At 56.1% G+C, this 20673-nt stretch carries 22 protein-coding genes; 2 read left to right on the forward strand and 20 right to left on the reverse strand.

The window, feature by feature from the left end; genetic code table 11:
- Positions 1 to 112 precede the first annotated feature (112 nt).
- Complete coding sequence (locus G3574_RS19680) at positions 113 to 256, reverse strand: hypothetical protein (protein WP_163967090.1); 144 nt, start codon at positions 254 to 256, stop codon at positions 113 to 115.
- 817 nt (positions 257 to 1073) lie between these two features.
- On the opposite strand from G3574_RS19680, the gene G3574_RS19685 reads away from it, so the two are divergent.
- A complete protein-coding gene (locus tag G3574_RS19685; RefSeq protein WP_205609855.1) occupies positions 1074 to 2501 on the forward strand; it encodes a N,N-dimethylformamidase beta subunit family domain-containing protein in 1428 nt (475 codons plus the stop codon).
- Between the two features lie 218 nt (positions 2502 to 2719).
- On the opposite strand, the gene G3574_RS19690 is transcribed toward G3574_RS19685, so the two are convergent.
- Positions 2720 to 2983 (reverse strand): hypothetical protein, encoded by a 264-nt coding sequence (locus G3574_RS19690; RefSeq protein ID WP_163967095.1) that lies wholly within the window; start codon positions 2981 to 2983, stop codon positions 2720 to 2722.
- Positions 2984 to 3038: 55 nt separating this feature from the next.
- Positions 3039 to 3317, reverse strand: a complete 279-nt coding sequence (locus G3574_RS19695; protein ID WP_163967097.1) for a hypothetical protein — start codon at positions 3315 to 3317, stop codon at positions 3039 to 3041.
- A gap of 166 nt (positions 3318 to 3483) precedes the next feature.
- On the opposite strand from G3574_RS19695, the gene G3574_RS19700 reads away from it, so the two are divergent.
- Entirely contained in the window at positions 3484 to 3864 is a 381-nt protein-coding gene (locus tag G3574_RS19700; protein ID WP_163967099.1) for a hypothetical protein, read from the forward strand.
- 3 nt (positions 3865 to 3867) lie between these two features.
- Here G3574_RS19700 and G3574_RS19705 read toward each other — a convergent pair whose 3' ends face one another.
- The 17 genes from G3574_RS19705 to G3574_RS19780 form a co-directional block, all read right to left on the reverse strand.
- Complete coding sequence (locus tag G3574_RS19705) at positions 3868 to 4164, reverse strand: CopK family periplasmic copper-binding protein (RefSeq protein ID WP_163967101.1); 297 nt, start codon at positions 4162 to 4164, stop codon at positions 3868 to 3870.
- Between the two features lie 341 nt (positions 4165 to 4505).
- Positions 4506 to 4868, reverse strand: coding sequence for a TFIIB-type zinc ribbon-containing protein (locus tag G3574_RS19710; protein ID WP_163967326.1), 363 nt, complete (start codon positions 4866 to 4868; stop codon positions 4506 to 4508).
- Between the two features lie 170 nt (positions 4869 to 5038).
- A complete protein-coding gene (locus tag G3574_RS28705) occupies positions 5039 to 5170 on the reverse strand; it encodes a hypothetical protein (protein ID WP_268958898.1) in 132 nt (43 codons plus the stop codon).
- A 134-nt stretch (positions 5171 to 5304) separates the two neighbouring features.
- The gene (locus tag G3574_RS19715; RefSeq protein ID WP_163967103.1) at positions 5305 to 5499 is read right to left on the reverse strand and encodes a hypothetical protein; all 195 of its coding nucleotides are present in this window, start codon (positions 5497 to 5499) and stop codon (positions 5305 to 5307) included.
- An 80-nt stretch (positions 5500 to 5579) separates the two neighbouring features.
- The gene (locus tag G3574_RS19720; protein ID WP_163967105.1) at positions 5580 to 6119 is read right to left on the reverse strand and encodes a DUF2846 domain-containing protein; all 540 of its coding nucleotides are present in this window, start codon (positions 6117 to 6119) and stop codon (positions 5580 to 5582) included.
- Positions 6112 to 6699: an SIS domain-containing protein gene (locus G3574_RS19725; protein ID WP_163967107.1), complete on the reverse strand. Its 588-nt coding sequence runs from the start codon at positions 6697 to 6699 to the stop codon at positions 6112 to 6114. The genes G3574_RS19720 and G3574_RS19725 overlap by 8 nt, the downstream gene beginning before the upstream one ends.
- A gap of 655 nt (positions 6700 to 7354) precedes the next feature.
- The gene (locus G3574_RS19730) at positions 7355 to 8302 is read right to left on the reverse strand and encodes a cation diffusion facilitator family transporter (RefSeq protein ID WP_163967109.1); all 948 of its coding nucleotides are present in this window, start codon (positions 8300 to 8302) and stop codon (positions 7355 to 7357) included.
- 128 nt (positions 8303 to 8430) lie between these two features.
- Entirely contained in the window at positions 8431 to 8862 is a 432-nt protein-coding gene (locus G3574_RS19735) for a hypothetical protein (RefSeq protein WP_163967111.1), read from the reverse strand.
- Positions 8863 to 8926: 64 nt separating this feature from the next.
- The gene (locus G3574_RS19740; RefSeq protein WP_163967114.1) at positions 8927 to 9466 is read right to left on the reverse strand and encodes a DUF2846 domain-containing protein; all 540 of its coding nucleotides are present in this window, start codon (positions 9464 to 9466) and stop codon (positions 8927 to 8929) included.
- Between the two features lie 97 nt (positions 9467 to 9563).
- Positions 9564 to 12782, reverse strand: a complete 3219-nt coding sequence (locus G3574_RS19745; protein WP_163967116.1) for a CusA/CzcA family heavy metal efflux RND transporter — start codon at positions 12780 to 12782, stop codon at positions 9564 to 9566.
- Positions 12783 to 12800: 18 nt separating this feature from the next.
- Entirely contained in the window at positions 12801 to 14381 is a 1581-nt protein-coding gene (locus G3574_RS19750) for an efflux RND transporter periplasmic adaptor subunit (protein ID WP_163967118.1), read from the reverse strand.
- Complete coding sequence (locus tag G3574_RS19755; protein ID WP_163967119.1) at positions 14378 to 15694, reverse strand: TolC family protein; 1317 nt, start codon at positions 15692 to 15694, stop codon at positions 14378 to 14380. Before G3574_RS19755 ends, G3574_RS19750 begins: the two co-directional genes overlap by 4 nt.
- A 90-nt stretch (positions 15695 to 15784) precedes the next feature.
- Positions 15785 to 16144 (reverse strand): cation efflux protein, CzcI family, encoded by a 360-nt coding sequence (czcI, locus tag G3574_RS19760; RefSeq protein ID WP_163967120.1) that lies wholly within the window; start codon positions 16142 to 16144, stop codon positions 15785 to 15787.
- A 511-nt stretch (positions 16145 to 16655) separates the two neighbouring features.
- Positions 16656 to 16871 carry a hypothetical protein gene (locus G3574_RS19765; RefSeq protein ID WP_163967121.1) on the reverse strand — a complete coding sequence of 72 codons (216 nt, stop codon included), beginning with the start codon at positions 16869 to 16871 and terminating at the stop codon, positions 16656 to 16658.
- Positions 16872 to 17115: 244 nt separating this feature from the next.
- Positions 17116 to 17325 carry a hypothetical protein gene (locus G3574_RS19770; protein WP_163967122.1) on the reverse strand — a complete coding sequence of 70 codons (210 nt, stop codon included), beginning with the start codon at positions 17323 to 17325 and terminating at the stop codon, positions 17116 to 17118.
- Between the two features lie 142 nt (positions 17326 to 17467).
- Positions 17468 to 17746: a hypothetical protein gene (locus tag G3574_RS19775; protein WP_163967123.1), complete on the reverse strand. Its 279-nt coding sequence runs from the start codon at positions 17744 to 17746 to the stop codon at positions 17468 to 17470.
- Positions 17747 to 18179: 433 nt separating this feature from the next.
- Positions 18180 to 20666: a heavy metal translocating P-type ATPase gene (locus tag G3574_RS19780; protein WP_235953524.1), complete on the reverse strand. Its 2487-nt coding sequence runs from the start codon at positions 20664 to 20666 to the stop codon at positions 18180 to 18182.
- Positions 20667 to 20673 lie beyond the last annotated feature (7 nt).

The following is a 20673-nucleotide window of genomic DNA, read 5'->3' on the forward strand; positions in this document are numbered from 1 at the left end:
GTGGAAGTGACCGGTCGATCCATTATGTCCATGATGTCGATTGTGGACACAAACCAGGCGTGCCACACCGGTCGAATCATGCCGACGGCACATCACTTCGTCCAGACGGCTCTCAAAGGACGCTTACGGCGAAGCTGACGCTGGGGCCGAAGAAGGCGGGCATGGCAAAGGCTTTGGTGCCGCCGCGAACCGTGCTCATGGCGCGGGTGTCGAGGTCGTGGGAGGCGGTCAGGTCAGAGATGGTGAGAGTAGTCATGGCAATGGTCCTTGAAGAGTGAGGGTGGTTGGGTGCGTCGGCATGTCGCACTTGAACTCTCTATTGCAGGGACTGTGCCAACTCCGCCAAGTGGATGGAGGGTCATGCTAAGTCATTGAAAAGAAATGGAAAGGTTTTTATATTAAGGGCGCAAGGAAGATTCACCGTGGTTACCTTGCCAATAGATTGTGTGGGCCACTAGCAGACGCCCGTGAGAGTGCTGTTGGCTATTCTCCAACACCGATTCGTATGAATTACAAACAAGCGACTTTTTGCATCCGCTTTTAGCCGCTCATCTCTTAGCAAATCACCTAGTCCAAAAACGCCATGCGTTGGTACCCGCCACTTATGCCGGACGGCGATATTTCACGCCCACTGACCACATGGGCAGATCGCCGTCAGCTTGCACGTAGCGATGCATTGCAAATAAAGAGTTCGTTTCCGTGGTGATTTTGTCTGTGTTGATGCAAATCACATAGAGAAGCTTGCTGCGGTTTTTCTCATTGCAACCAATCAAAGTTTCAATCGTGCAAAGCAATATGATTTCGGTAATTCTCTCTCTCAATGTTATCGGGCAAATTACAGAATGAATCAACTTCCCCGGCGCCGGTTTCTAGCCTTCCTTTCGGCAATCTTTACGACAGCTTGCGGTGGCGGGGGCAGCGCAACTCCGAGTCAGGCACCGCTTTCAGGTGGTTCCCCATCGCCTGTTCCTACCCCACCGACTGCTTTGCCTGCGACCTCCAATCCTAGCCCCGTCACCCAACCTCTGCAGCCGGAACAGCACCATTCGCAACCTCCTGCGCCAGTAACGAATGTGATTCAACGAGAAAATGCCAAGACCGAACAACAAGGGGTGACAGACACCTGGTTCGTTACCGATGCGGACTACGCGAATGCAGGACAAATTGAAGGATATGCCTCTGCGACCAGTGTCGGCCGTGGAGAGTCCATTGAGTTGTTCGTCAACACGTCCGAGCCGCACTATTCCATGTCAATCTACCGGATTGGCTGGTATGGCGGCAGAGGTGGCAGGTTAGTCGCTGGACCCATCCAGCGCAGCGGTGTACGCCAGCCGAGCCCCCGCACCGATGCAGCAACCCGGCTTGTGGAGTGCCACTGGATTGACCCCTATGTTCTGACGATCCCCAACAATCCGACAGATCCAACCGACTGGGCCAGCGGCGTCTATCTGGTCAAGCTGACTGCCGGTGTGAGCCGCAAGCAGAGCTATATTATCTTCACGGTGCGTGATGATCTCCGGCAGTCGCCGTTGCTGTTCCAGTGCAGCGTGACGACCTATGCGGCATACAACAACTGGGGTGGCTACGATTTCTATGACATCGACTCCCTCAACCAGAGACCGGCCTACAAGGTTTCCTTCAACCGTCCTTATCGCAATCCCCAGCGGCCGCTGAATGGCAAGGGCGCTGGCGAGTTTCTCACCTGGGAAATCATGATGGTCCGCTTCCTCGAGCGGGAAGGCTACGACGTCAAATACTGCACGAACATTGATGTCGACGCGAACCCGCAAATGCTGACCCGCCAACGCGCATTCCTGTCTGTTGGTCATGACGAGTACTGGACCCGGGAAATGCGCGACGCCATTGAGGGAGCGCGCAATGCAGGCGTGCATTACGGCGTATTCAGCTCCAATACCGGATATTGGCAGGTGCGGTTGGAGGGGTGCAGCCACGGCCACCCGCGACGCACTGTGGTCTGCTATAAGTATGACGCGCCGGTCAGCGACCCTCTGTACAGCACCAACCCTCCACTGGCAACGGGGCTCTGGCGCCACGGCTATCCAGGCAGGCCAGCGCGACCGGAGGCAGCGTTGCTGGGGGTGATGTACGACTACAATTCTGTGGATACGGACATCGTGATCTCCAATGCGTCGCATTGGATTTGCGAAGGCGCCGGACTGGCGAATGGCACGGCACTGAGGGGACTACTCGGCTTTGAAGTTGACCGCGTCGATCCGGCATCTTCACCGGCAAACATACAGATTATTGCATCCTCGCCATACGAGGTGATGCGCCCAGGATGCACTGGGCCTGCATGCAGGATCGAGACGCGCCATTCGAATGTGACGTACTACACGGCGCCAAGCGGTTCAGGTGTGTTTGCCAGTGGATCGAATCAGTGGTGCTGGGGATTGGACTCTTTTGGTGAGGCAAACGGCCGGGTTCATCCTGCGGTCCAGCGCATGACACGCAACGTCCTAAACCGGTTTATTAGCAGCTAATTCCGACTAACCTCAGCTCACCTGATGGCAGCCACCTGTCGGGTTAGCGCTTCCAGAACGCCGCAACCAGTTGTCGCGCTAGGCACAGTACATCGTCTGTGCAGTGTGCTTAACGCTTGCCTGAGAAGAAACAATGCCTGCATCTGAGTGTTGAACCTCCTCCATATGACGATCCAGGCAAGCGTTGACGTCGCGGCATTCCTACGCCCGGAAGCCCATCACAGAGCAAGACCTGCATTTGCCCACTGTGATGGACTGACGTCGAGTTTGAGACCACCGAAGTTGGGGCCGATGACGCCGACGTTGTTCAGGGCATTGACCTGCACGTTTTGCAGCTGGGTGATGTTCTGGTTGACGCCGACATTGACGTTGGCAATCGGTCCCAGGCCCGCCAGCCAGGAATTGCCACCGCGTACAACCGTCATGGCTTCCCGATCGAGTTCCTGACTGTCAGGCAGATCGCCAATCACAAGCTTGGACATGAATTTCTCCTTCGAAGGCCGCGGGGCATCCTGAATGACGCCCCGCGCGGGTGGATTAGAACAGGCTGATGTTGTTGGAGCCGTTCTGGGTCGGCTTGACGTTGGAGGTGATGCCGGAGGCAAAGGCGACGTTGTTGCCGTTGTTGACCATCGTGTTCTGTTCCTGGCCCAGACCTTGCGAAGCGCTGAAGTTGAACTCGTTGCTGGCGAAGCTGACGCTGGGGCCGAAGAAGGCGGGCATGGCAAAGGCTTTGGTGCCGCCGCGAACCGTGCTCATGGCGCGGGTGTCGAGGTCGTGGGAGACGGTCAGGTCAGAGATGGTGAGAGTAGTCATGGCAATGGTCCTTGAAGAGTGAGGGTGGTTGGGTGCGTCGGCATGTCGCACTTGAACTCTCTATTGCAGGGACTGTGCCAGTGCCGCCAAGTCGATAGCGATTCACGCTAAGTCGTTGAACAAAAAACGAATTTTCATTTCGTCATCGATAGTGGAAAGAGGCGATATGATCGCTTCGCTAATGGATACTGCCGGCGTCAAGCCAACATTGGATGGGGCCCAGTCTGAAAAATGCCAACAGAAGCACACTCACCAGTTTTGCGCTGTCACTGCCACTCGCATGTTCCTGATAGTGCTCACTACCGTGCCTGAAGCGGCGTTCATAGACGCTGCCGCAAGTGGCATCCTGGAATGGATGAACAGGTGGCTGCGCAACGGGTACGGATTGGCCCCCGCTCTGCGCAGCCTGTTTAAGAACTGGCTCATCATTGGCATGGATACCTCCGATAATTTTGTCGACTTCGGCCAGCCTATTCAAACTGTGGGGGCCAAGGCAAACATGCTGCTATCCGGACCAGCTCATTGCCACCCACAGCATCCGTCCTAAGCGTTAATCGTTGTGTTCTTGCAGCTTGAGCAGACTAAGCCGCGCAATCTCGTTGCCGACGACGGGAATTTTCTGCCCCTCCGCAGTCTCAACGATCTCGCCCTTGTCCAGATAAACTGGGTTTCCATAGCGGTTTTCTTTTGCCATCTTCCCGTTCTTGAAGACATAGAGGATTGATCCGTCCTTTAGCGTATAGGATTGTTTAATTTCGCCACGAATAGCATGGTCGGCAAATGCCTGAGTTACAAGCGAGGCACAAAGAACAGTACCAATTGCTAAACCTATGATTGGGTTTTTCATGATTCTTCCTTTTAAGAGAAAAAATTTACTCCAGGCAGCATTCCTCTTGCTGACACGACACAATTGAAAGCACTATCTGCTTTCAATTACTTGCTCGTACCGGATATCGAGGTCGGATCCCGCTTACTTGCAGATGCATTCCACAACATGTCGCGGTATATAAATGACACGGCACACGCGATATTCGCCAAATCGTCGTTGCCGAGTAGTCGAACTTCGCCGGCTTTCACGCGGCAGCCCGGGCAACAAGGGGGAGCAATACGCTATTCCCGTGATTACAAGAGTTGCGGTCAGGGGTTTGCATCCGTGTCAAGCAAACTAGACGGTCGAGTTCCAAAAAGTTAATCAAAAAGTCGGCGTAAAAAGGACCCGGCGCCCTTGCTGTGATCGCTGTATCCGCCATGACCGGCACGCTGCTGATCACGATTATGTTCACCACCATGCCCGAAGCGGTGCTCTTCCTGGCCACCGTAAGGAGCGCTCTGAACAGGTTGAAGAGGTGGCAGTGCAGCGGGCGCAGAGTGCCCCCAGCTCTGCTCAGCCTGTCCCGGAAATGACTGATCATCACCATGGGCACGCTCGATGATCTTGTCGAGTTCGCCACGGTCGAGCCATACGCCGCGGCAGTTTGGACAATAGTCGATCTCGATATTCTGCCGCTCCGCCATCACGAGCTGCGTATTCTTACAGACTGGACATTGCATCATCTTCTCCATTCACACTAAAACTTGCAGCGTTGCCGTCACTGCCGCCCACGTGTCGCCAGTACGGCGCACGGATCGCGACGTCTTCTCGTTCAGGCAATCGTCACACGAACATTTTGGCGATGCCAATGGCAAGCAGGACCAATTGGCACCGTCGTGATTGCCAAGGATTAGCGCCCTCCTTCCGGTTCATAGATGCCCTGATGCGTCGTGGTATTTGTCTTGCCACCGGACGAGGTTGAGCCAAAGCCTGCGCAGCCCGCCAGCAGAAGAATCAGGATTGATGCAGTAATCGTTTTCATTTCGTTACTCCTAAAAAGAGGCCGACTTTCGGCCGTTGCAGACAAATGCCAGCCCGGTGCGCAATGGCAGTTTCAGCAGATTCTTGCAGACGAACCTGCGGGACGCCCGTCGCTGGCATTCCCTGAAGATAGAATTATTTCTTACGCTTGCGTTTCAGTTGGGTGATGCGATCGGCACCCTTTGTCATGGAATGCCGTTTCGCATTTCGCTTTCTGTCGGTATACGACAGCCAGGCCATAAAACCAAAGATCAGCGCGCCGACCAGGAGCGCGCCGAATACGAGGGTGAGCATCAGGTCGTCCGTGACCAGCTTGCCTTGAATATTCATTGCCAGAACCATTCAGTCAGTCAGTCGACACTGTCGCGCTGCATACCTCCATCTGCGCCCGTGTCAATTCGATTTGCCGATCAACGCACTCGGCGCAGGCTTTCCAGCTTGCGCATGCCTTCACTCTGCTCCAACACTTTCAGCTTCGGTGTCGATTTGGAAAACAGGATATCGATCTGGTACTGCATAAAATAATTGTTTCCACCTTTCAGATCCAGGTGCAGCGACACCGGTTCGTCGGTGATTACCTCGATACGGTGGAAGCCAGCCGGCACGTCAATCACCGTATAGGTGTACAGCGCCAGTTCACTGATCGGCTTGCCATCGACAACCACAGCCGATCTGCGCAGCGGCTCCTGTGGATAAGGACGCGCCACATAGACCCTGGCGCGGTTTGCAGGCGGCGCCGCAAATGTTTTAGCCTGCGCATCTTCCTCAGCTGGTGCGAGGGGAACCTGTGCACATGGCCGCATCCGTCCTTCCCGCCTGCAGTACGTCGTATTGTCTTGAACCCCGGGGGCGGCGCAACTGGTAATCAGAACAGTGCCACACATCATCACAAGCACGACGACAGCATATCGTCTGACAAAATAGGAGATAGAAAGGCCAGGGTTATTCATACAATTTTGGGTGCTGATGGCGTTCGACAAGTTCGATCAGGATATGGATGACCTTGATATGCAATTCCTGTACACGGTCGGCGTAGGCGCCGCCCGGCGTGCAAATACAAATGTCGCTTAGCGTTGCCAACTCTGAGCTGGACTGTCCGGTCAGGCCGATGACCTGCACTTGCCTGTCTTGCGCCGCACGCACCGCATTGAGTACCGAAGCGCTCCTGCCGCTTGTGCTAATGGCGAGCAGCACATCGCCGGGGCGGGCGTGCGCCTCGATGTACCGGGCGAAGACGGCGTCATAGCCAAAGTCGTTGGCCACGCAGGTAATATGGGAGGCATCGCTGATGGCAGTTGCTGCAATGCCACGGCGGTCTTTCCGGAAGCGACCAGTTAGTTCTTCGGCGAAGTGCATGGCGTCGCACATGGAGCCGCCGTTTCCACATGAAAATGCCCGGCCATCTCGCGCGAACGAGTTCGCCAGTATCGCTGATGCCTGGACTATCTTGGCCAGCGCCGCTTCGTCGGCCAGGAGCTGCTCCAGCAGACCATGTGCTTCAACGAGGGCCGTGCGAACGTGCTCGATCATCTGTACCTCCTGCTGCCGAACTGAATGCAACCGTAGATTGCCTTATGACGCTTGCCATATATCGCGGGGACGTTGCCTACCCATTCTCGGCCACCCCGCGTGCCTGACCAGGGTATTTAGACGTCGCTTTCCTTTGCATGCTTGGCACATTCTGCAGCACATGCTTCACACGCCTGCTGGCAACGCGCGCAATGACTGTGCTTATCCGCATGGGGTGCGCATGCCTGTACGCAGACGCGGCACATGTGTTCACACAGTGCGCAAAAGTCGCCGTGGTGATTGGAGCCACGGGCGAGCGCTTTCATTGTCGCGGCACAGATATCTGCACAATCGAGGTTAATGAGTGCACATTGTGCCGCGCCGCCTTCGCGAATGTCTGCCGCTGCACATTCCAGGCAGGCATGGAGAGCTTCTTCGCATGCCTCAATACAGGCCTGCAGATCTTCAGGGGAGAGAGTTGTCGCCATCATCGTTCCTTTCAGGGATATTGATTGGGTTGACTACTTGTGTTGCGAAGCCGCAGTAGTGACAACGCCTCGCTGCGCCGCCATGTTCCCGTCCGCCCTGCGGCAATGCGGATAGAATTCAGTCATATCCTTTGTATGCACTACACCGTCATGTAACTTTGTTCAACGACGTGCTTCTTTCTAGTCAGTCAATGAGAATGGGGAGCCTTTTCGTCGTGTTCCTGCGCCGCAGGTGCGAACGCGTGCACGTCACTGTCCTGCTCGCAGGGGGTGCTTTCCAACTGTATCGTCGAATGGTGAATGTCAAAGCGCTCTGCGAGCATGCTGCGGATGGCCTCGAGCTGCGAAGGCCAGTCTGCGTTCGCATCGGCACACACGACATGCACAGTGAGGCTGGCCTTGCCGCTGGAAATCGACCACACATGCAAGTCATGCAGACTAGTGACTCCGGGTTGCGCCAGAATAGCCTCCTGCACTTCTGCCAGCCCAATCCCTTCAGGCACGCCTTCGAGAAGCACATTCATGCTTTCCTTGAGCAAGGTCCAGGTGCGCGGCAGCACCCACAATCCGATTCCGACTGCAATCACCGAGTCAATCCAGGTCCAGCCCGTTCCCTGTATAAGCAAGGCGCCGGCGATCACGCCAACTGACCCGAGCATGTCGCTCCACACTTCCAGGTAAGCGCCCTTGACGTTCAGGCTTTTGTCCTTGCCTGCACTTAACAGGCGCATGCTGATCAAGTTGATGACCAAGCCCAGGCAGGCAATGATCAGCATGGCGCGCGACTGGATTTCTGGAGGGTTTTGAAGACGCTGATAAGCTTCGTACAGGATGTACAGGGCGACAAGAAACAGTAGAATCGCATTGAACGCTGCCGCCAGGATCTCGAATCGATAGTAGCCGAAGGTACGCAAATGGTCTGCCGGACGCTTGCCGATACGGATCGCCGCCAACGATATCGCCAGGGCGGCAGCATCCGTAAACATATGGGCGGCATCGGAAATGAGCGCGAGACTATTTGTCAGGATCCCGCCGACCACTTCGGCAATCAGGAAAGCCGTTGTCAGCGACAGCGCAATCCATAATGGTTTTTCGTTCTGGCCGGCAGATATGCCATGCGAATGTCCAGCGCCCATCGTTTGCTCCTCTATGTTATTACGTCTTGATTTGCATTTATAGGAACACCCTCTTGGTAGAGAGACATCCCGGCTTTTTGTTCCCAAATCAGCAACCTATAAGATGCCAATCACTGCTCACCGGTTTGCTACTTCAGTGTGAAGCGCACGTTCTGTGCCGGCTTACCTGCCTGAGTCACTCTGACTAGTGCCTTGGTACCCGCAGAAACGGAAAACGCTCCCTTTGCCTCAAGCTTGTTCTGGCCCGCCGGAGCGAGCGCCACGTCGGCCTTGGCCGATGCGGAAACGAGCGTGGCATTGGCGGACATGCCATGGGTGTCCATGGGCTTTCCATGGTCAGCCACATAAAGAGTCAGCGTGTCAGGCTTGGCGACCAGTTCATAGGCGATATCGTTGACGACCGTAACAACCCCGCCATAAGCGGGCTTGACGTTGTCGGTATGAGAATTTTTACTCTTGCCGCCATGCTCATGTCCTTTATGGTCGTCGGCCGCGTGTGTGGCCGGAACCGCACCCATTGCAGCCAGGCTTGCGATTGCGATAAATGTCTTCAACTGCATGATGATCTCCTTCTAATCAGAAAAATGAGCTGCGTCTTCCATTCACGATCAACCTTCATTCGAATTACTTCGCCTGTGCCGGCAGGCTGGCGACACGCTGCAATGCCACGATCTTGCGTTGCGCCTCGGACGACTCCACCAGCCTGATCCCCGTACCGACGCCGTTGTACAGCCAGTCGAAGCGTTGTTCGACGAAATACAGGCCTCCTGCGCTGGCCTGCAGTTTCAGTAGTGCGGTGTGACCCTGCGTATCAATTGAAATCTGGCGGGCACCAGGTGGCACATCCATGACCACAAACGTCAACGGCGCCAGCTGCGCAATCCGTCGTCCATCCACAAAGACGGTCGATCTTTGGGTCGGCGCCTGGGTATGGGCGCGGGCAAGATAGATGCGTGCCATCCCGTTGGTGGCAGGAGCGAACTGCTTGGCCAGCATATCGTCACTGCGCGATGCCAGTGAGACGGTCACACATTGACTTGACCGCTCCAGCCGCTGACAAGGCACAAAGCCTTCTCTTACTGGAACATTGACGCAGGCGCTGACCATCGCTGCCGCCAACGCAGCCACCGTTATTGTTGCGATGCCCTGTATAAGCAATTGCATGCCTCCTTGATGATGAGACCATTGACAGCGCGCTAGAATGCTTCTATCCCAGCTGCCCCACGGCAGTTGCATGGGGCCACTGGTCCACGCCGACGCCTCAGACGGTCTTTTTCCTCTTCCAGAACAGCACCTGTGGATCCTTGCTTTCCACGAACGAGTCTTCGTCTTCGTCTTCGCCTGCGTCTTCGGGATCACGGCGATGGGCTAGCTGATAGAGCAGTGGCAGCACCAGCAGCGTGAGTACCGTCGACGACAGAATCCCGCCGATGACCACGGTTGCCAGCGGGCGCTGCACTTCGGCGCCCGTACCTGTTGCAATTGCCATCGGCACAAACCCGAGGGACGCCACGAGCGCGGTCATCAACACCGGACGCAAGCGCGTCAAGGCGCCTTCATGCACCGCGTCTGACAGCGAGCGCCCTTCATCGCGCAGGTTGCGGATGAAGGCAATCATCACTAGGCCATTGAGCACGGCCACACCCGATAAGGCGATGAAGCCGACGGCAGCAGAAATTGACAGCGGAATGCCGCGCAGCCAGAGTGCGACGATGCCGCCGGTCAGCGCAAAGGGGATGCCAGTAAAGACCAACAACCCATCCTTGACGTTATTGAACATCGCAAACAGCAGCACGAACACCAGCAGCAGCGATACCGGCACCACAATTTTCAGGCGCTCCGTTGCCGACTGGAGGTTTTCGAATTGACCGCCCCAGACGGTCCAGTAGCCGGACGGGATTTTCACCTGTTGGGCAATCTGCTGCTCGGCTTGCGCAACAAACGAACCCAGGTCACGCCCGCGCACGTTGGCGCTGACGACGATGCGCCTCTTGCCGTTTTCGCGGCTGATCTGGTTGGGCCCGGGTGCGATTTCAAGGCTGGCAACTTCACCCAGTGGAACATAGCTGGTACGGGAGCCATTGCCTTGCGTGTCGGGTAGCGGAATCGGTAGTCGCTTGAGCGCCTCGATATCGTTGCGCTGGTTCTCAGGCAGCCGCACCACGATGTCAAAGCGCCGGTCGCCCTGGAACAGCGTTCCCGCCTCGCGACCACCAGTGGCCGTCGCCAGGGTCTCTTGCACATTGCTGACATTGAGGCCATATCTGGCGGTCTTTTGCCGGTCGATATTGACGGTCAACATCGGCAAGCCGGTCGTCTGTTCGGTCTTGACTTCGGTGGCGCCCGGCACCTTTTCCAGAACAGCCTGGATTTTTGCAGCGGTATCGTTGAGCACATCGTTATCGTCGCCAAACACCTTGACGGCGACGTCGCTGCGCACGCCAGAAATCAGCTCATTGAAGCGAAGCTGAATTGGCTGACTGAACTCGTAGCTATTGCCAGGCTGTTTGGCAGCTTCTTCCTGAACAGCAGCCACCAACTCATTGCGCGTTTTTTTCGGCTCAGGCCACTGGTCCTGTGGTTTCAACATGACGTAGCCGTCCGAGATATTGGGCGGCATCGGGTCGGACGCAACCTCTGCCGTTCCGGTACGTGCAAATATCCGATCAATTTCCGGAAATTTTGCTTTCAATGTTTTTTCAACCTGCTGCTGCATCGCCACTGATTGCGTGAGGCTCGTGCCGGGGATGCGCAAAGTCTGGATCGCAAAGTCGCCCTCGTTGAGGCTAGGCACAAATTCACTGCCCAGCCGCGTGCCGATGAGTACCGACAGTGCAATCATGACCACTGCGAAGGTAAGCACCACCGGCTTGTTCGCCATGGCGCGCACGAGGAGCGGCTCGTAGCCCCGCTTGGCTCCGCGCATTAACGCGTTTTCCCGTTCGTCGACCTTTTTCCCGATGAACAGGGCAACGGCCGCTGGAATGAACGTAATCGACAGGATCATTGCGCCGACCAGTGCAATGACAACGGTAAAGGCCATCGGATGAAACATCTTCCCTTCGACACCGGTCAGCGCAAAGATCGGCAGGTAGACGATCATGATGATCAGCTGACCAAACAGCAGGGGCCGGCGGGCTTCCTTTGAGGCGGCGTAGACCTCGTGAAAGCGTTCCTGCCGTGTCAGGGGCCGTTTGTGATGCTCCTGTGCATGGGCCAGGCGGCGCACACAGTTTTCCACGATAACGACTGCGCCGTCGATGATAATCCCGAAGTCAAGGGCGCCAAGGCTTAAAAGATTCGCGCTGACCTTGTAGCCGACCATGCCGGTAAAAGTAAACAGCATTGCCAGCGGAATAACCATTGCGGTGATTAGGGCGGCACGGATGTTGCCAAGAAAAAGAAAGAGGATGGCGATCACCAGCACCGCGCCTTCGAACAGGTTTTTCTTGACCGTGTTGATGGCTTTGTCGACCAGGATCGTGCGGTCATACACCGTTACCGCTTCCACTCCTTCAGGTAATGTACGATTGATCTCGGCCATCTTCTTGTCGACCGCCTGGGAAACCGTGCGGCTGTTTTCGCCGATGAGCATGAATACCGTGCCCAGCACCACCTCCCGGCCGTTTTCGGTCGCCGCGCCGGTGCGCAGTTCCCGACCGATGTCGACTTCGGCCACATCCTGGATGCGGACCGGAGCACCCTGGACATTGCTGACGACAATGTTGCGCATATCGTCAAGAGATCCGACTTGACCCGGTGCGCGTACCAGGTATTGCTCACCGCGGCGTTCGATATAGCCGGCGCCAACATTGGCATTGTTCTTTTCCAGCGCCGTGACGACACTCTCCAATGACAAGCCGTACGAAGCGAGCTTCTGCGGCGAGGGGGCCACCAGGAATTCCTTCGCAAAACCGCCGATGGAATTGATTTCGGTAACCCCAGCGACATTGCGCAGCTGCGGCTTGATGATCCAGTCCTGGATCTCGCGCAGGTCCGTCGGCGTGTAGGGTGTGCCGTCCGGCTTTTTAGCGCCTTCCTTGGCTTCAACGGTCCATAAATAAATTTCTCCCAGACCGGTCGAGATCGGTCCCATGGTCGGTGCGATCCCGGAAGGCAGCCGATCCCGGGCCTGCTGAATCCGTTCATTAACCAGTTGCCGCGCGAAATAGATATCCGTTCCATCCTTGAAGATGACCGTAATCTGTGACAAGCCATATCGTGACAAGGAGCGCGTCTGCTCTAGGTGAGGCAGCCCGGACATCACCGCCTCCAGAGGGAATGTCACCCGCTGCTCCGCCTCCAGGGGCGAGTATCCGGGTGCCGCCGTATTGATCTGCACCTGGACATTGGTGATGTCGGGAACTGCATCGATGGGCAGTTTTTGATAGCTATAGATGCCATAGGCTGCCATCGCGAGAACCGTCAGGATGACTGTCCAGCGATGTTCAATGGCAAAGCGAATGATACGTTCAAACATGATGATCTCTTCTTTGCCTTAGTGGGAGTGTTCCGCGCTGCCCTTGCCAAGCTCTGCCTTGATGACAAAGCTGCCGGCAGCAGCATACGGCACGCCGGGCTTGAGGCCCTTGACGATCTCGGTTTGCTTGCCGTCATTGCGACCGATGGTCACCGGTTGCGCGACAAACCCGTCGGCTATCTGCATGAACACTACGGGTTTTTCATTCACCGTCTGGATCGCGTTTGTCAGAACTGCGACCGGCACATCTGCTTCTTCGGCAGTCAGTTCCACGTTGACATACAGGCCCGGGCGCCAAGCCATGTTCGGGTTGGGCAGCACGACCCTGGCTTTGGCAGAGCGCGTCTGCTCGCCGATGAGCGAACCCACATAGGACACCTTGCCAGCCGCTTTGGACTCGGCCGAGGTTGCCTTCACCATGGCGCTGGCACCGACGCGCACACGATCAAGGTCCTTGGCGGGGACGACAATTTCAGCCCACACCGTCGAGAGGTCGGACAGGGTAAAAATGCTGGCATCTTCCTTGACCGTTTCGCCAAGGGTGATGTGCTTTTCCACGATCACGCCGTCAAACGGCGCACGAACCTCGAACCGGTTGAGCGCGCCGCCGGTCGTTTTGCCAGCACCGATGGCATTCAGTTTTTGCTGGGCGTTTTGTACAGAAATCTCTGCTTCACGCAATTGTTGCTGTGCTTGCTGGTAATCTTGCTGAGCAGAGATTTTTTCCTCCCATAGCTTTTTTTCACGCGCATACGTGGCACGAGCAAATTCCAGGCGCTTCTGCGCTGCCAGCAGTTCACTGCGTTGCTCCGACAGCGACGTGCTGGTGATAACTGCCAGCACGGCCCCTTTTTTGACAGCCTGGCCAAGGCTGACCGGCACCGACTCCACAATGCCGGTCAGCCTTGGCACCACATGCGCGGTACGGTCTTCATTGAATCGAATTTCTCCCGGCAGCTGCATGCCACTCCTGATCTTGGCAGCCCCAGAGGTCTGGATCGTCACGCCGCCGGCCTTGGCCTGGGCCTCGGTCATTTCGATCTTTCCTTCTTCCTTGGCATAGCTAAAGAGGAAAGAATCGTTGGCGCGCTGGGCGGCGATTGTGGCGTCGAACACATGTGGCTCTTCAATGGGCACCGCGCTCCTTAACGCATCCTTGTCAGGTACCATGGCAATTTCCTCCTTGCTGCCATCAGGCCGATTTAACGTGATGGAGACCTTTGCGGCATTGGGAGGCAAGGGTTTTCCCTGATTACTGAGGAACACCTGGAAACGCGCTTCGCCCTGTGCTTCCGCAAGCACGATTTCAAGACCAAAATCGCCTTCGGTGTAAAGCTGTCCGCCATGAGAGCCTTTGGTGGCCGCTTGTTCATGGTGTTCGGAATCGCCATGCTCCTTGGCGTCGTCGTGCTTTTCACCTGATTTGCCGCCATGATGTTCTTTATCTGCATGGCCCTTGCCATGGCCGTGGCCTCCTTCGGCCTGGGTGCTCGGCGATGCCTTTTCAGGAGAATCACTCCCCTTAAGCATTACGTAGCTTCCAAAAAGTATCCCGACCACGATAATGGCGAGGATAGCGATTAGTTGTTTCTTGTTCATTGTTTCTCCTGCTGCGGGGTATTCGTACTTGGTGCGGTAAACGGGGTGCCAACAAGGCGGTCGATTTCAGCGGTAGCGCGCTGCGTTTCTGCCAGTGCACGCAGGTACTGCGATTTCGCCTGAAAAAAGGTGCGCTGCGCATCCAGCACTTCCAGGAAGCTGAACTTGCCGAGCTCGAAACCCTTGGTCGTAGCGTCATAGGCGCTTTGCGCTCCCGGCAGGACCTCTTTCTGCAGAAGCGTCACTTCATTGAGTGAGGCATTAAGACGCCCATACGCCTGGGCAAGATCGCTGCGAAGGCGTACTTCTGTAGCCGTCAATTCGTCGCGCGCCTTGTCAGTGCGGCGCAATGCCTCAAGGACGTTGCCTTGGTTGCGATCAAATAAGGGCAGTGGTACGGACACACCAACGATGGCCTGGTTACGTCCCAGTTGTTCATCCCGCTTGGCACCGATGCTGACTATGACGTCGGGAGTCCGCCGGCTGCGCTCAACCTGCGTGAGCGCCTGGCGCCGGTCGACTTCGATACGCGCGCGCAAGAGCTCCGGAGACTGATCCAGGCGTTGTGCAAGATCAGACAGCGCAGGCAGTTGGGGAAGTTTTTCCAGGTGATCTTCTGCATGGTCAAACCGCGGCATCGTACTGCCCCAAGTCGCTGCCAACCGGCGGCGGGCACCATCTAGTTCACCGGTTGCCTGCGCCAATTCGACCCGCACGCCGGATTCGGCAACGCGCGCGCGCGTTTCTTCGACTGGAGAGACCTTGCCGGCCTGCACGCGCTTGGAGGCAATTGTTGTGGCCCGTTGTGCCAGATCGACAGTTGCCTGTGCAAGTCGGTAGCGCTCCTGGGCTGCCACAAGATCATAGAATGCGGTGACAACTGCTGCCCGAATCTGGGTCTTGCGTGCATTGAGTTCCATGATGGCTGCATCGCGCCCGCGTTCCGCAGCGGACACACGGGCGGTGCGCTTGCCGCCGAGCTCAATGGGCTGGTTGAGCTGAATGGTGGTGGTTCGCGTCTCGCGGCGGGTGTCTTCAATGGACGCGCTAATGTCGGGATTGCGTATGATCCCGGCCTGCTGTACTGCAGCTTCCGTTGCCTGAACTTCGCGAACCGCAGCAGAGATGTCCGCATTACTGCGAGCAGCCAAGTCCAGTGCCGCCCTCAGAGTGAGGGTGCCAGATGGTTCAACGATTGGCTGGCCTGACGCTATGGCAGCTGAGGTCGCTGCCGAGTCAGTAGACCGCGTTTGCGCGTATGAAATGGGGAAAACCAGCACCGCCAAAGCGAGCGGTAACAACAGCTTTTGCATCGAATCTCCTTAAGTAAAAGAAAGAGACCCGGCAAAGCGCGCTATGAGCTAATCAAGAAATGGAAATAGAAAAGTAAGCTGCGTGCCGGATCAGGAGCCGACACGGTGCCATTGAGGGCGCTCTGGCGGACGCGCACGCCAGGAAGCTAATAGCGGTGAGGCTTCTGACTGCGCAATGGCAGTCGATTCGCCAGCAGGAAGTGAGAACTCTGAGGAGGGGGCGATGCCAACACCAGCTAACACACATGTCGCGCAATCACTGTCATCGCCAAGTTGCACCTTGAGCGTCGCCGCCTTGGATGCCTCGCCGCCAGCAGTATGCTGGTGGACATGATGGCCAAAATGACTGACAGCCGGATTAGTTTCATGTTTGCAATAAGCAGCAGCCTGTCCCCAGCTCAGCTGGAACGGCACTACCATCAACATGAAAATAATCAAAAGACGTCGCACGATGCTGTTGTGACCTAGTGAAACCCAAGAATTGAATCAATGATTCGTGACTGCGGCAATCGCAGTCAAATCGGCCATTACTGTACCACAGAGAGCACATCGGTGACATGCCTGCCTACGCTGGAACAAGGACCAATTCTTTTTGGAGAGACCACCTACATCCTATTAAGGTTCATTGATGGATGGTGCTACTCATGCTTTGTTCCGTACGTATGTAACGTCCTCCACGATCGTATAGTGTCGACGCAGTTTCCCGCAAACGGCACCGGATCCCCTTGTGCAACTTTATACATTGTGCAACTTTACAAGTTGACAAGTCATAAAAAATATTCAAACTTACACATGTCGCCTTTGTATATATTTGTCAATTCGACGCAGAGCATGAGCAACATGGTTTTGCCCCTTTGCGCTACGTTGGGAGCCTTGCCAATGCGCACTGGTTCCACATTGGCTTGAGTACTCAGCTTGACGCTGTCTAACAAGATACAGCCCCCATGACTGCACGCTCTCGCTACTTTGGAATAGGCGTAAATGGAGAATCGTAAGCGACATTGCTGGTCAGTGGATCGGTGGTCTGCACGTTGATCCCGTCGTCATAGATGACCTCGGGTGCGACATATCCCGGGATCACGCCATTGCGCTTGAATCGCCCGCCGATAATCCGGGACGTGGCGTGGTCGTCAAGCTCCTTGTTGAGAGATAAATCATGAATAACGATGCTAGTCATGGCGATGCTCCAATAATGAATAAAGATGGTCGAACTCTTCGTAAGGTGTGCTTCAACGAGGACCTGTAAACCGGCACTGCCAGCGCTCGTACGCCGGCGCCACAATATTCTGGCGTGCAAGCATGTCGGATACCGGGGCATCAATGTGCAAACGTGAAGGCAAGCTACATGCAGCGGCACCCAGTTTTGTGCTCTGTCGTCGGGACCGTGTGGGGCATTTTTGGAACACCCCACACAGCGTGCTTCAGAACAGGCGGATGTTGTTGGTGCCGTTTTGCGTCGGCGAGACATTGGACGTGATGCCGGAGACGAAAGCGGCATTGTTGCCGTTGTTGACGAGCGTGTTCTGCGACTGGCCCAACTGCTGGGTGGCAGCGAAGTTCATGTCGCTCTGCGCGAAGCTCAGGCTCGGGCCGCCGAACGGCATGGCGGCAAAGGGCTTCCGGAAGCGCATTGGTAGCAGCCGCCGGAGATGGTAGCCATGGCGCCGGCATCGAGGTCAGAGGAGATGGTCAGGTCTTGGATGAGCAATGTGGTCATGATGGGTCTCTATAGCTGTCGTGGAAGGATCAATATCGCGTAAGCCGGTATGTTGCTCAGAACAGGCTGATGTTGTTGGAGCCGTTCTGGGTGGGCTTGACGTTGGAGGTGATATCGGAGGCAAAGGCGACGTTGTTGCCGTTGTTGACCATCGTATTCTGTTGCTGAGCCAAACCCTGCGAGGCGCTGAAGTTGAACTCGTTGCTGGCGAAGCTGACGCTGGGGCCGAAGAAGGCGGGCATGGCAAAGGCTTTGGTGCCGCCGCGAACCGTGCTCATGGCGCGGGTGTCGAGGTCGTGGGAGGCGGTCAGGTCAGAGATGGTGAGAGTGGTCATGGCAATGGTCCTTGAAGAGTGAGGGTGGTTGGGTGCGTCGGTATGTCGCACTTGAACTCTCTATTGCAGGGACTGTGCCAGCTCCATCGGCGAGATGAAGGTCGACTCTAAGCGGTTGAAGATAAAGGAAAATGGCAGGATGATACGGACTGCCCGTTGTCCGAACCATCACACCACGTCGGCTTGGCATGTTGGGTCAAGACAGACTGTTGTTTTTGTCTGTGCGATATTTACCTACACGAGAGTCCTGTCATTTGCACGCAAGACGGTTCTATTCAAGTTTTAAAGTTTCACAAAACACAGGTTTAAGTAAAAAGCTTTTGCTGAAACTTTTTCGAATCGCAAACCTTTGGAACAAACCACAGCTTGGGCAGGTTCACTAATTTGAATGTAATACACGATTACTTCTAATGCGGATAAGGATTTCGATGCGTTAAACCTGCCGCTTGAAGCCCAGTAAGCGCAAGCCATTGAACATGACCAGCATACTGGCACCTACATCAGCAAAAACAGCCATCCACAGGGTTGCTACGCCACCGAGGGCCATAGCAAAGAATAGGACCTTGATGCCTAAGGCTACAGCAATGTTCTGCATCAGAATGCGCCGGGTTGCCCGGCTCAATTCGATAAAAACTGGAAGTTTTCCCAGGTCGTCGTCCATGAGCGCCACATCGGCGGTCTCAATGGCGGTGTCACTACCTGCAGCACCCATCGCAAAACCAATCTGTGCCTGGGCTAGCGCGGGAGCATCGTTGACGCCGTCGCCCACCATGCCCACGGTGCCATACTTAGATTGCAGTTGTTTGACTTCCGTAAGTTTGTCCTCGGGGAGGAGCTCTCCCTTAAATTCAGCAATACCGACCAGTTCGGCAATGCGCTTGGCAGTCTTTGCGTTGTCTCCGGTCAACATGACGGTCGCCACGCCCAGATTGTTCAGCGCGTTGATAACCCGAGGAACATTGGGACGCAGGACGTCGGCAATGGCGATAACGCCGAGCGTCGCCTGCTCAGACGAGAGCACAACCGCAGTCTGCGCCTGCACTTCCAGTAAGTCCAACACCGACTCAATCTGCGGCGAACACCTCCCGAGTTCTTCCATCAGGCGATGGTTGCCCAAGTAATACGTCACACCGTCAATCTGCCCCTTTACGCCGCGACCAGGCAGCGCCTCAAAGCCTGTGACCGGTTTCAAAGCAACCTCTGGCGGGCCCGCCTTCACGATAGCGCGAGCCAGCGGATGGTCGGAGTGGGCATTCAAGCTGGCGGCCAACAGCAGTAGTTGCTCAGGTGTGAAGTCGCCAAATGGTTTGACCGAGGTGACGCCTGGCTGGCCTTGTGTCAACGTTCCTGTCTTGTCAACCGCGATGGCCTTGAGCTTGTGGCCTGCTTCCAGGAACTCACCGCCCTTGATAAGGATGCCGCGCCGCGTCGCCGCCGTCAGTCCGCTAACCACGGTGACCGGTGTGGATATCACCAGTGCGCAAGGGCAGGCAATGACCAGCATAACCAGCGCCTTGTATAGCCATTCGGCAAAGGGGGCAGAAAACGCTAGTGGCGGAACTACAGCCACCAGTACGGCGATGGCAACGACGGCTGGGGTGTAATAGTGGGCAAATTTATCAACAAAGCGCTGTGTCGGCGCCTGGTTGCCCTGCGTTTCTTGAATGACGCGCACAATCCTCGACAACGTGCTTCCGCCACTGTTAGCAGTCACCTCGACGTCCAGCAAGCCCTGTTGATTGATAGTCCCGGCATACACGGTATCGCCGACACGCTTGTCGACAGGCATGCTTTCGCCAGTAATTGGAGCCTGATTGACTGTGGACTCACCGACCTTGACGACGCCATCGAGCGGGATGCGCTCGCCCGGCTTGACGCGGAACAGGGCACCTACGGGAACGGAATCGGTGGGCACGACGGGCCAGCTGCCGTCAGGGCTTTGCATGGAGGCCGTTTCGGGCGTGAGCTGCATGAGGCCGTGCACCGCGTTGCGCGCCCGATTGAGCGACAAACTTTCAATTAGCTCGGCCACCGCAAAAAGGAAAATGACCATCGCCGCTTCCGGCCATTGCCCGATTGCAACTGCACCGAAGACTGCCAAACTCATCAGAAAATTGATATTGAGTGTGAACGTCTTCAGCGCAATCCAACCTTTGCGTAAGGTAGGCAAACCACCGGTGACAATCGAAATGATGGCTAGGGCGATGACGAGTGGTGATGAGTCGGAATGGCTGCTCCAGGCAAGTGCCTCTGCGGCTGCTGCCGTCAGGCCAGACACGACAAGCAAGATTTTTTGGGCTGATTTCAGCGGCGAGGCATCGGCGTCATCCGCATTTGCGGGTGCATCGGTTCGCAAGGGCTCGGCCTGCATGCCAATCGCCTTCAGTGCGGCCAGCACACTGGCTTGGCTTTCCAGACGATGGTGCACGCCGAGAACGCGGTTCATCAGGTTGAAATCGAGCTGGACAACACCCGCCAGGCCCTCCAGCTTGTTGCGGATAAGGCGCTCTTCCGTGGGGCAATCCATGTTCTCAATGCGATATTGGGTGAGCTGAGCACCCTCAATGGTGGAGTCAAGAACAAAAGGGGCCGTCGCTGCAGCCGTAGCTGACATTGGCTCTGCGTGCATGCCAATGGTTTTGAGTGCTTGCATTATCGCATCCTGTTGCCCCGGTTGGTGACTCACCGTCAAGACGCGGGTCATCAAGTTGAATCCAAGCTGGCCGATTCCCGACATCCCTTCGAGCTTGTTGCGGATGAGACGCTCCTCGGTCGGGCAATCCATGTTCTGGATGCGGTATTGGGTCGAATGCAGCTCGTCTTTGACATTAGCAGCGACTGTTTGCGCAGCAGGCTTTGCCAGTGAGGAACATTCCCCGCCAGAACAGCAGCTCGACTTGATTTCGATTTCTTTGGGCATAGCGAAA

The organism is Noviherbaspirillum galbum, from assembly GCF_010974945.1.
In the GTDB taxonomy this organism is placed as follows: Bacteria; Pseudomonadota; Gammaproteobacteria; order Burkholderiales; family Burkholderiaceae_D; genus Noviherbaspirillum; species Noviherbaspirillum galbum.

What these genes read in the sequence shown, in the direction of transcription:
- G3574_RS19745 (WP_163967116.1), bottom strand. Translation starts at nt 12,782, where the DNA reads ATGTTTGAACGTATCATTCGCTTTGCCATTGAACATCGCTGGACAGTC.
- G3574_RS19770 (WP_163967122.1), bottom strand. Translation starts at nt 17,325, where the DNA reads ATGCGCTTCCGGAAGCCCTTTGCCGCCATGCCGTTCGGCGGCCCGAGC.
- G3574_RS19735 (WP_163967111.1), bottom strand. Translation starts at nt 8,862, where the DNA reads ATGCAGTTGAAGACATTTATCGCAATCGCAAGCCTGGCTGCAATGGGT.
- G3574_RS19750 (WP_163967118.1), bottom strand. Translation starts at nt 14,381, where the DNA reads ATGAACAAGAAACAACTAATCGCTATCCTCGCCATTATCGTGGTCGGG.
- G3574_RS19715 (WP_163967103.1), bottom strand. Translation starts at nt 5,499, where the DNA reads ATGAATATTCAAGGCAAGCTGGTCACGGACGACCTGATGCTCACCCTC.
- G3574_RS19680 (WP_163967090.1), bottom strand. Translation starts at nt 256, where the DNA reads ATGACTACTCTCACCATCTCTGACCTGACCGCCTCCCACGACCTCGAC.
- G3574_RS19740 (WP_163967114.1), bottom strand. Translation starts at nt 9,466, where the DNA reads ATGCAATTGCTTATACAGGGCATCGCAACAATAACGGTGGCTGCGTTG.
- G3574_RS19695 (WP_163967097.1), bottom strand. Translation starts at nt 3,317, where the DNA reads ATGACTACTCTCACCATCTCTGACCTGACCGTCTCCCACGACCTCGAC.
- G3574_RS19710 (WP_163967326.1), bottom strand. Translation starts at nt 4,868, where the DNA reads ATGCAATGTCCAGTCTGTAAGAATACGCAGCTCGTGATGGCGGAGCGG.
- G3574_RS19780 (WP_235953524.1), bottom strand. Translation starts at nt 20,666, where the DNA reads ATGCCCAAAGAAATCGAAATCAAGTCGAGCTGCTGTTCTGGCGGGGAA.
- G3574_RS19765 (WP_163967121.1), bottom strand. Translation starts at nt 16,871, where the DNA reads ATGACTAGCATCGTTATTCATGATTTATCTCTCAACAAGGAGCTTGAC.
- G3574_RS19755 (WP_163967119.1), bottom strand. Translation starts at nt 15,694, where the DNA reads ATGCAAAAGCTGTTGTTACCGCTCGCTTTGGCGGTGCTGGTTTTCCCC.
- G3574_RS19705 (WP_163967101.1), bottom strand. Translation starts at nt 4,164, where the DNA reads ATGAAAAACCCAATCATAGGTTTAGCAATTGGTACTGTTCTTTGTGCC.
- G3574_RS19775 (WP_163967123.1), bottom strand. Translation starts at nt 17,746, where the DNA reads ATGACCACTCTCACCATCTCTGACCTGACCGCCTCCCACGACCTCGAC.
- G3574_RS19725 (WP_163967107.1), bottom strand. Translation starts at nt 6,699, where the DNA reads ATGATCGAGCACGTTCGCACGGCCCTCGTTGAAGCACATGGTCTGCTG.
- G3574_RS19700 (WP_163967099.1), top strand. Translation starts at nt 3,484, where the DNA reads ATGATCGCTTCGCTAATGGATACTGCCGGCGTCAAGCCAACATTGGAT.
- G3574_RS19730 (WP_163967109.1), bottom strand. Translation starts at nt 8,302, where the DNA reads ATGGGCGCTGGACATTCGCATGGCATATCTGCCGGCCAGAACGAAAAA.
- G3574_RS28705 (WP_268958898.1), bottom strand. Translation starts at nt 5,170, where the DNA reads ATGAAAACGATTACTGCATCAATCCTGATTCTTCTGCTGGCGGGCTGC.
- G3574_RS19690 (WP_163967095.1), bottom strand. Translation starts at nt 2,983, where the DNA reads ATGTCCAAGCTTGTGATTGGCGATCTGCCTGACAGTCAGGAACTCGAT.
- G3574_RS19720 (WP_163967105.1), bottom strand. Translation starts at nt 6,119, where the DNA reads ATGAATAACCCTGGCCTTTCTATCTCCTATTTTGTCAGACGATATGCT.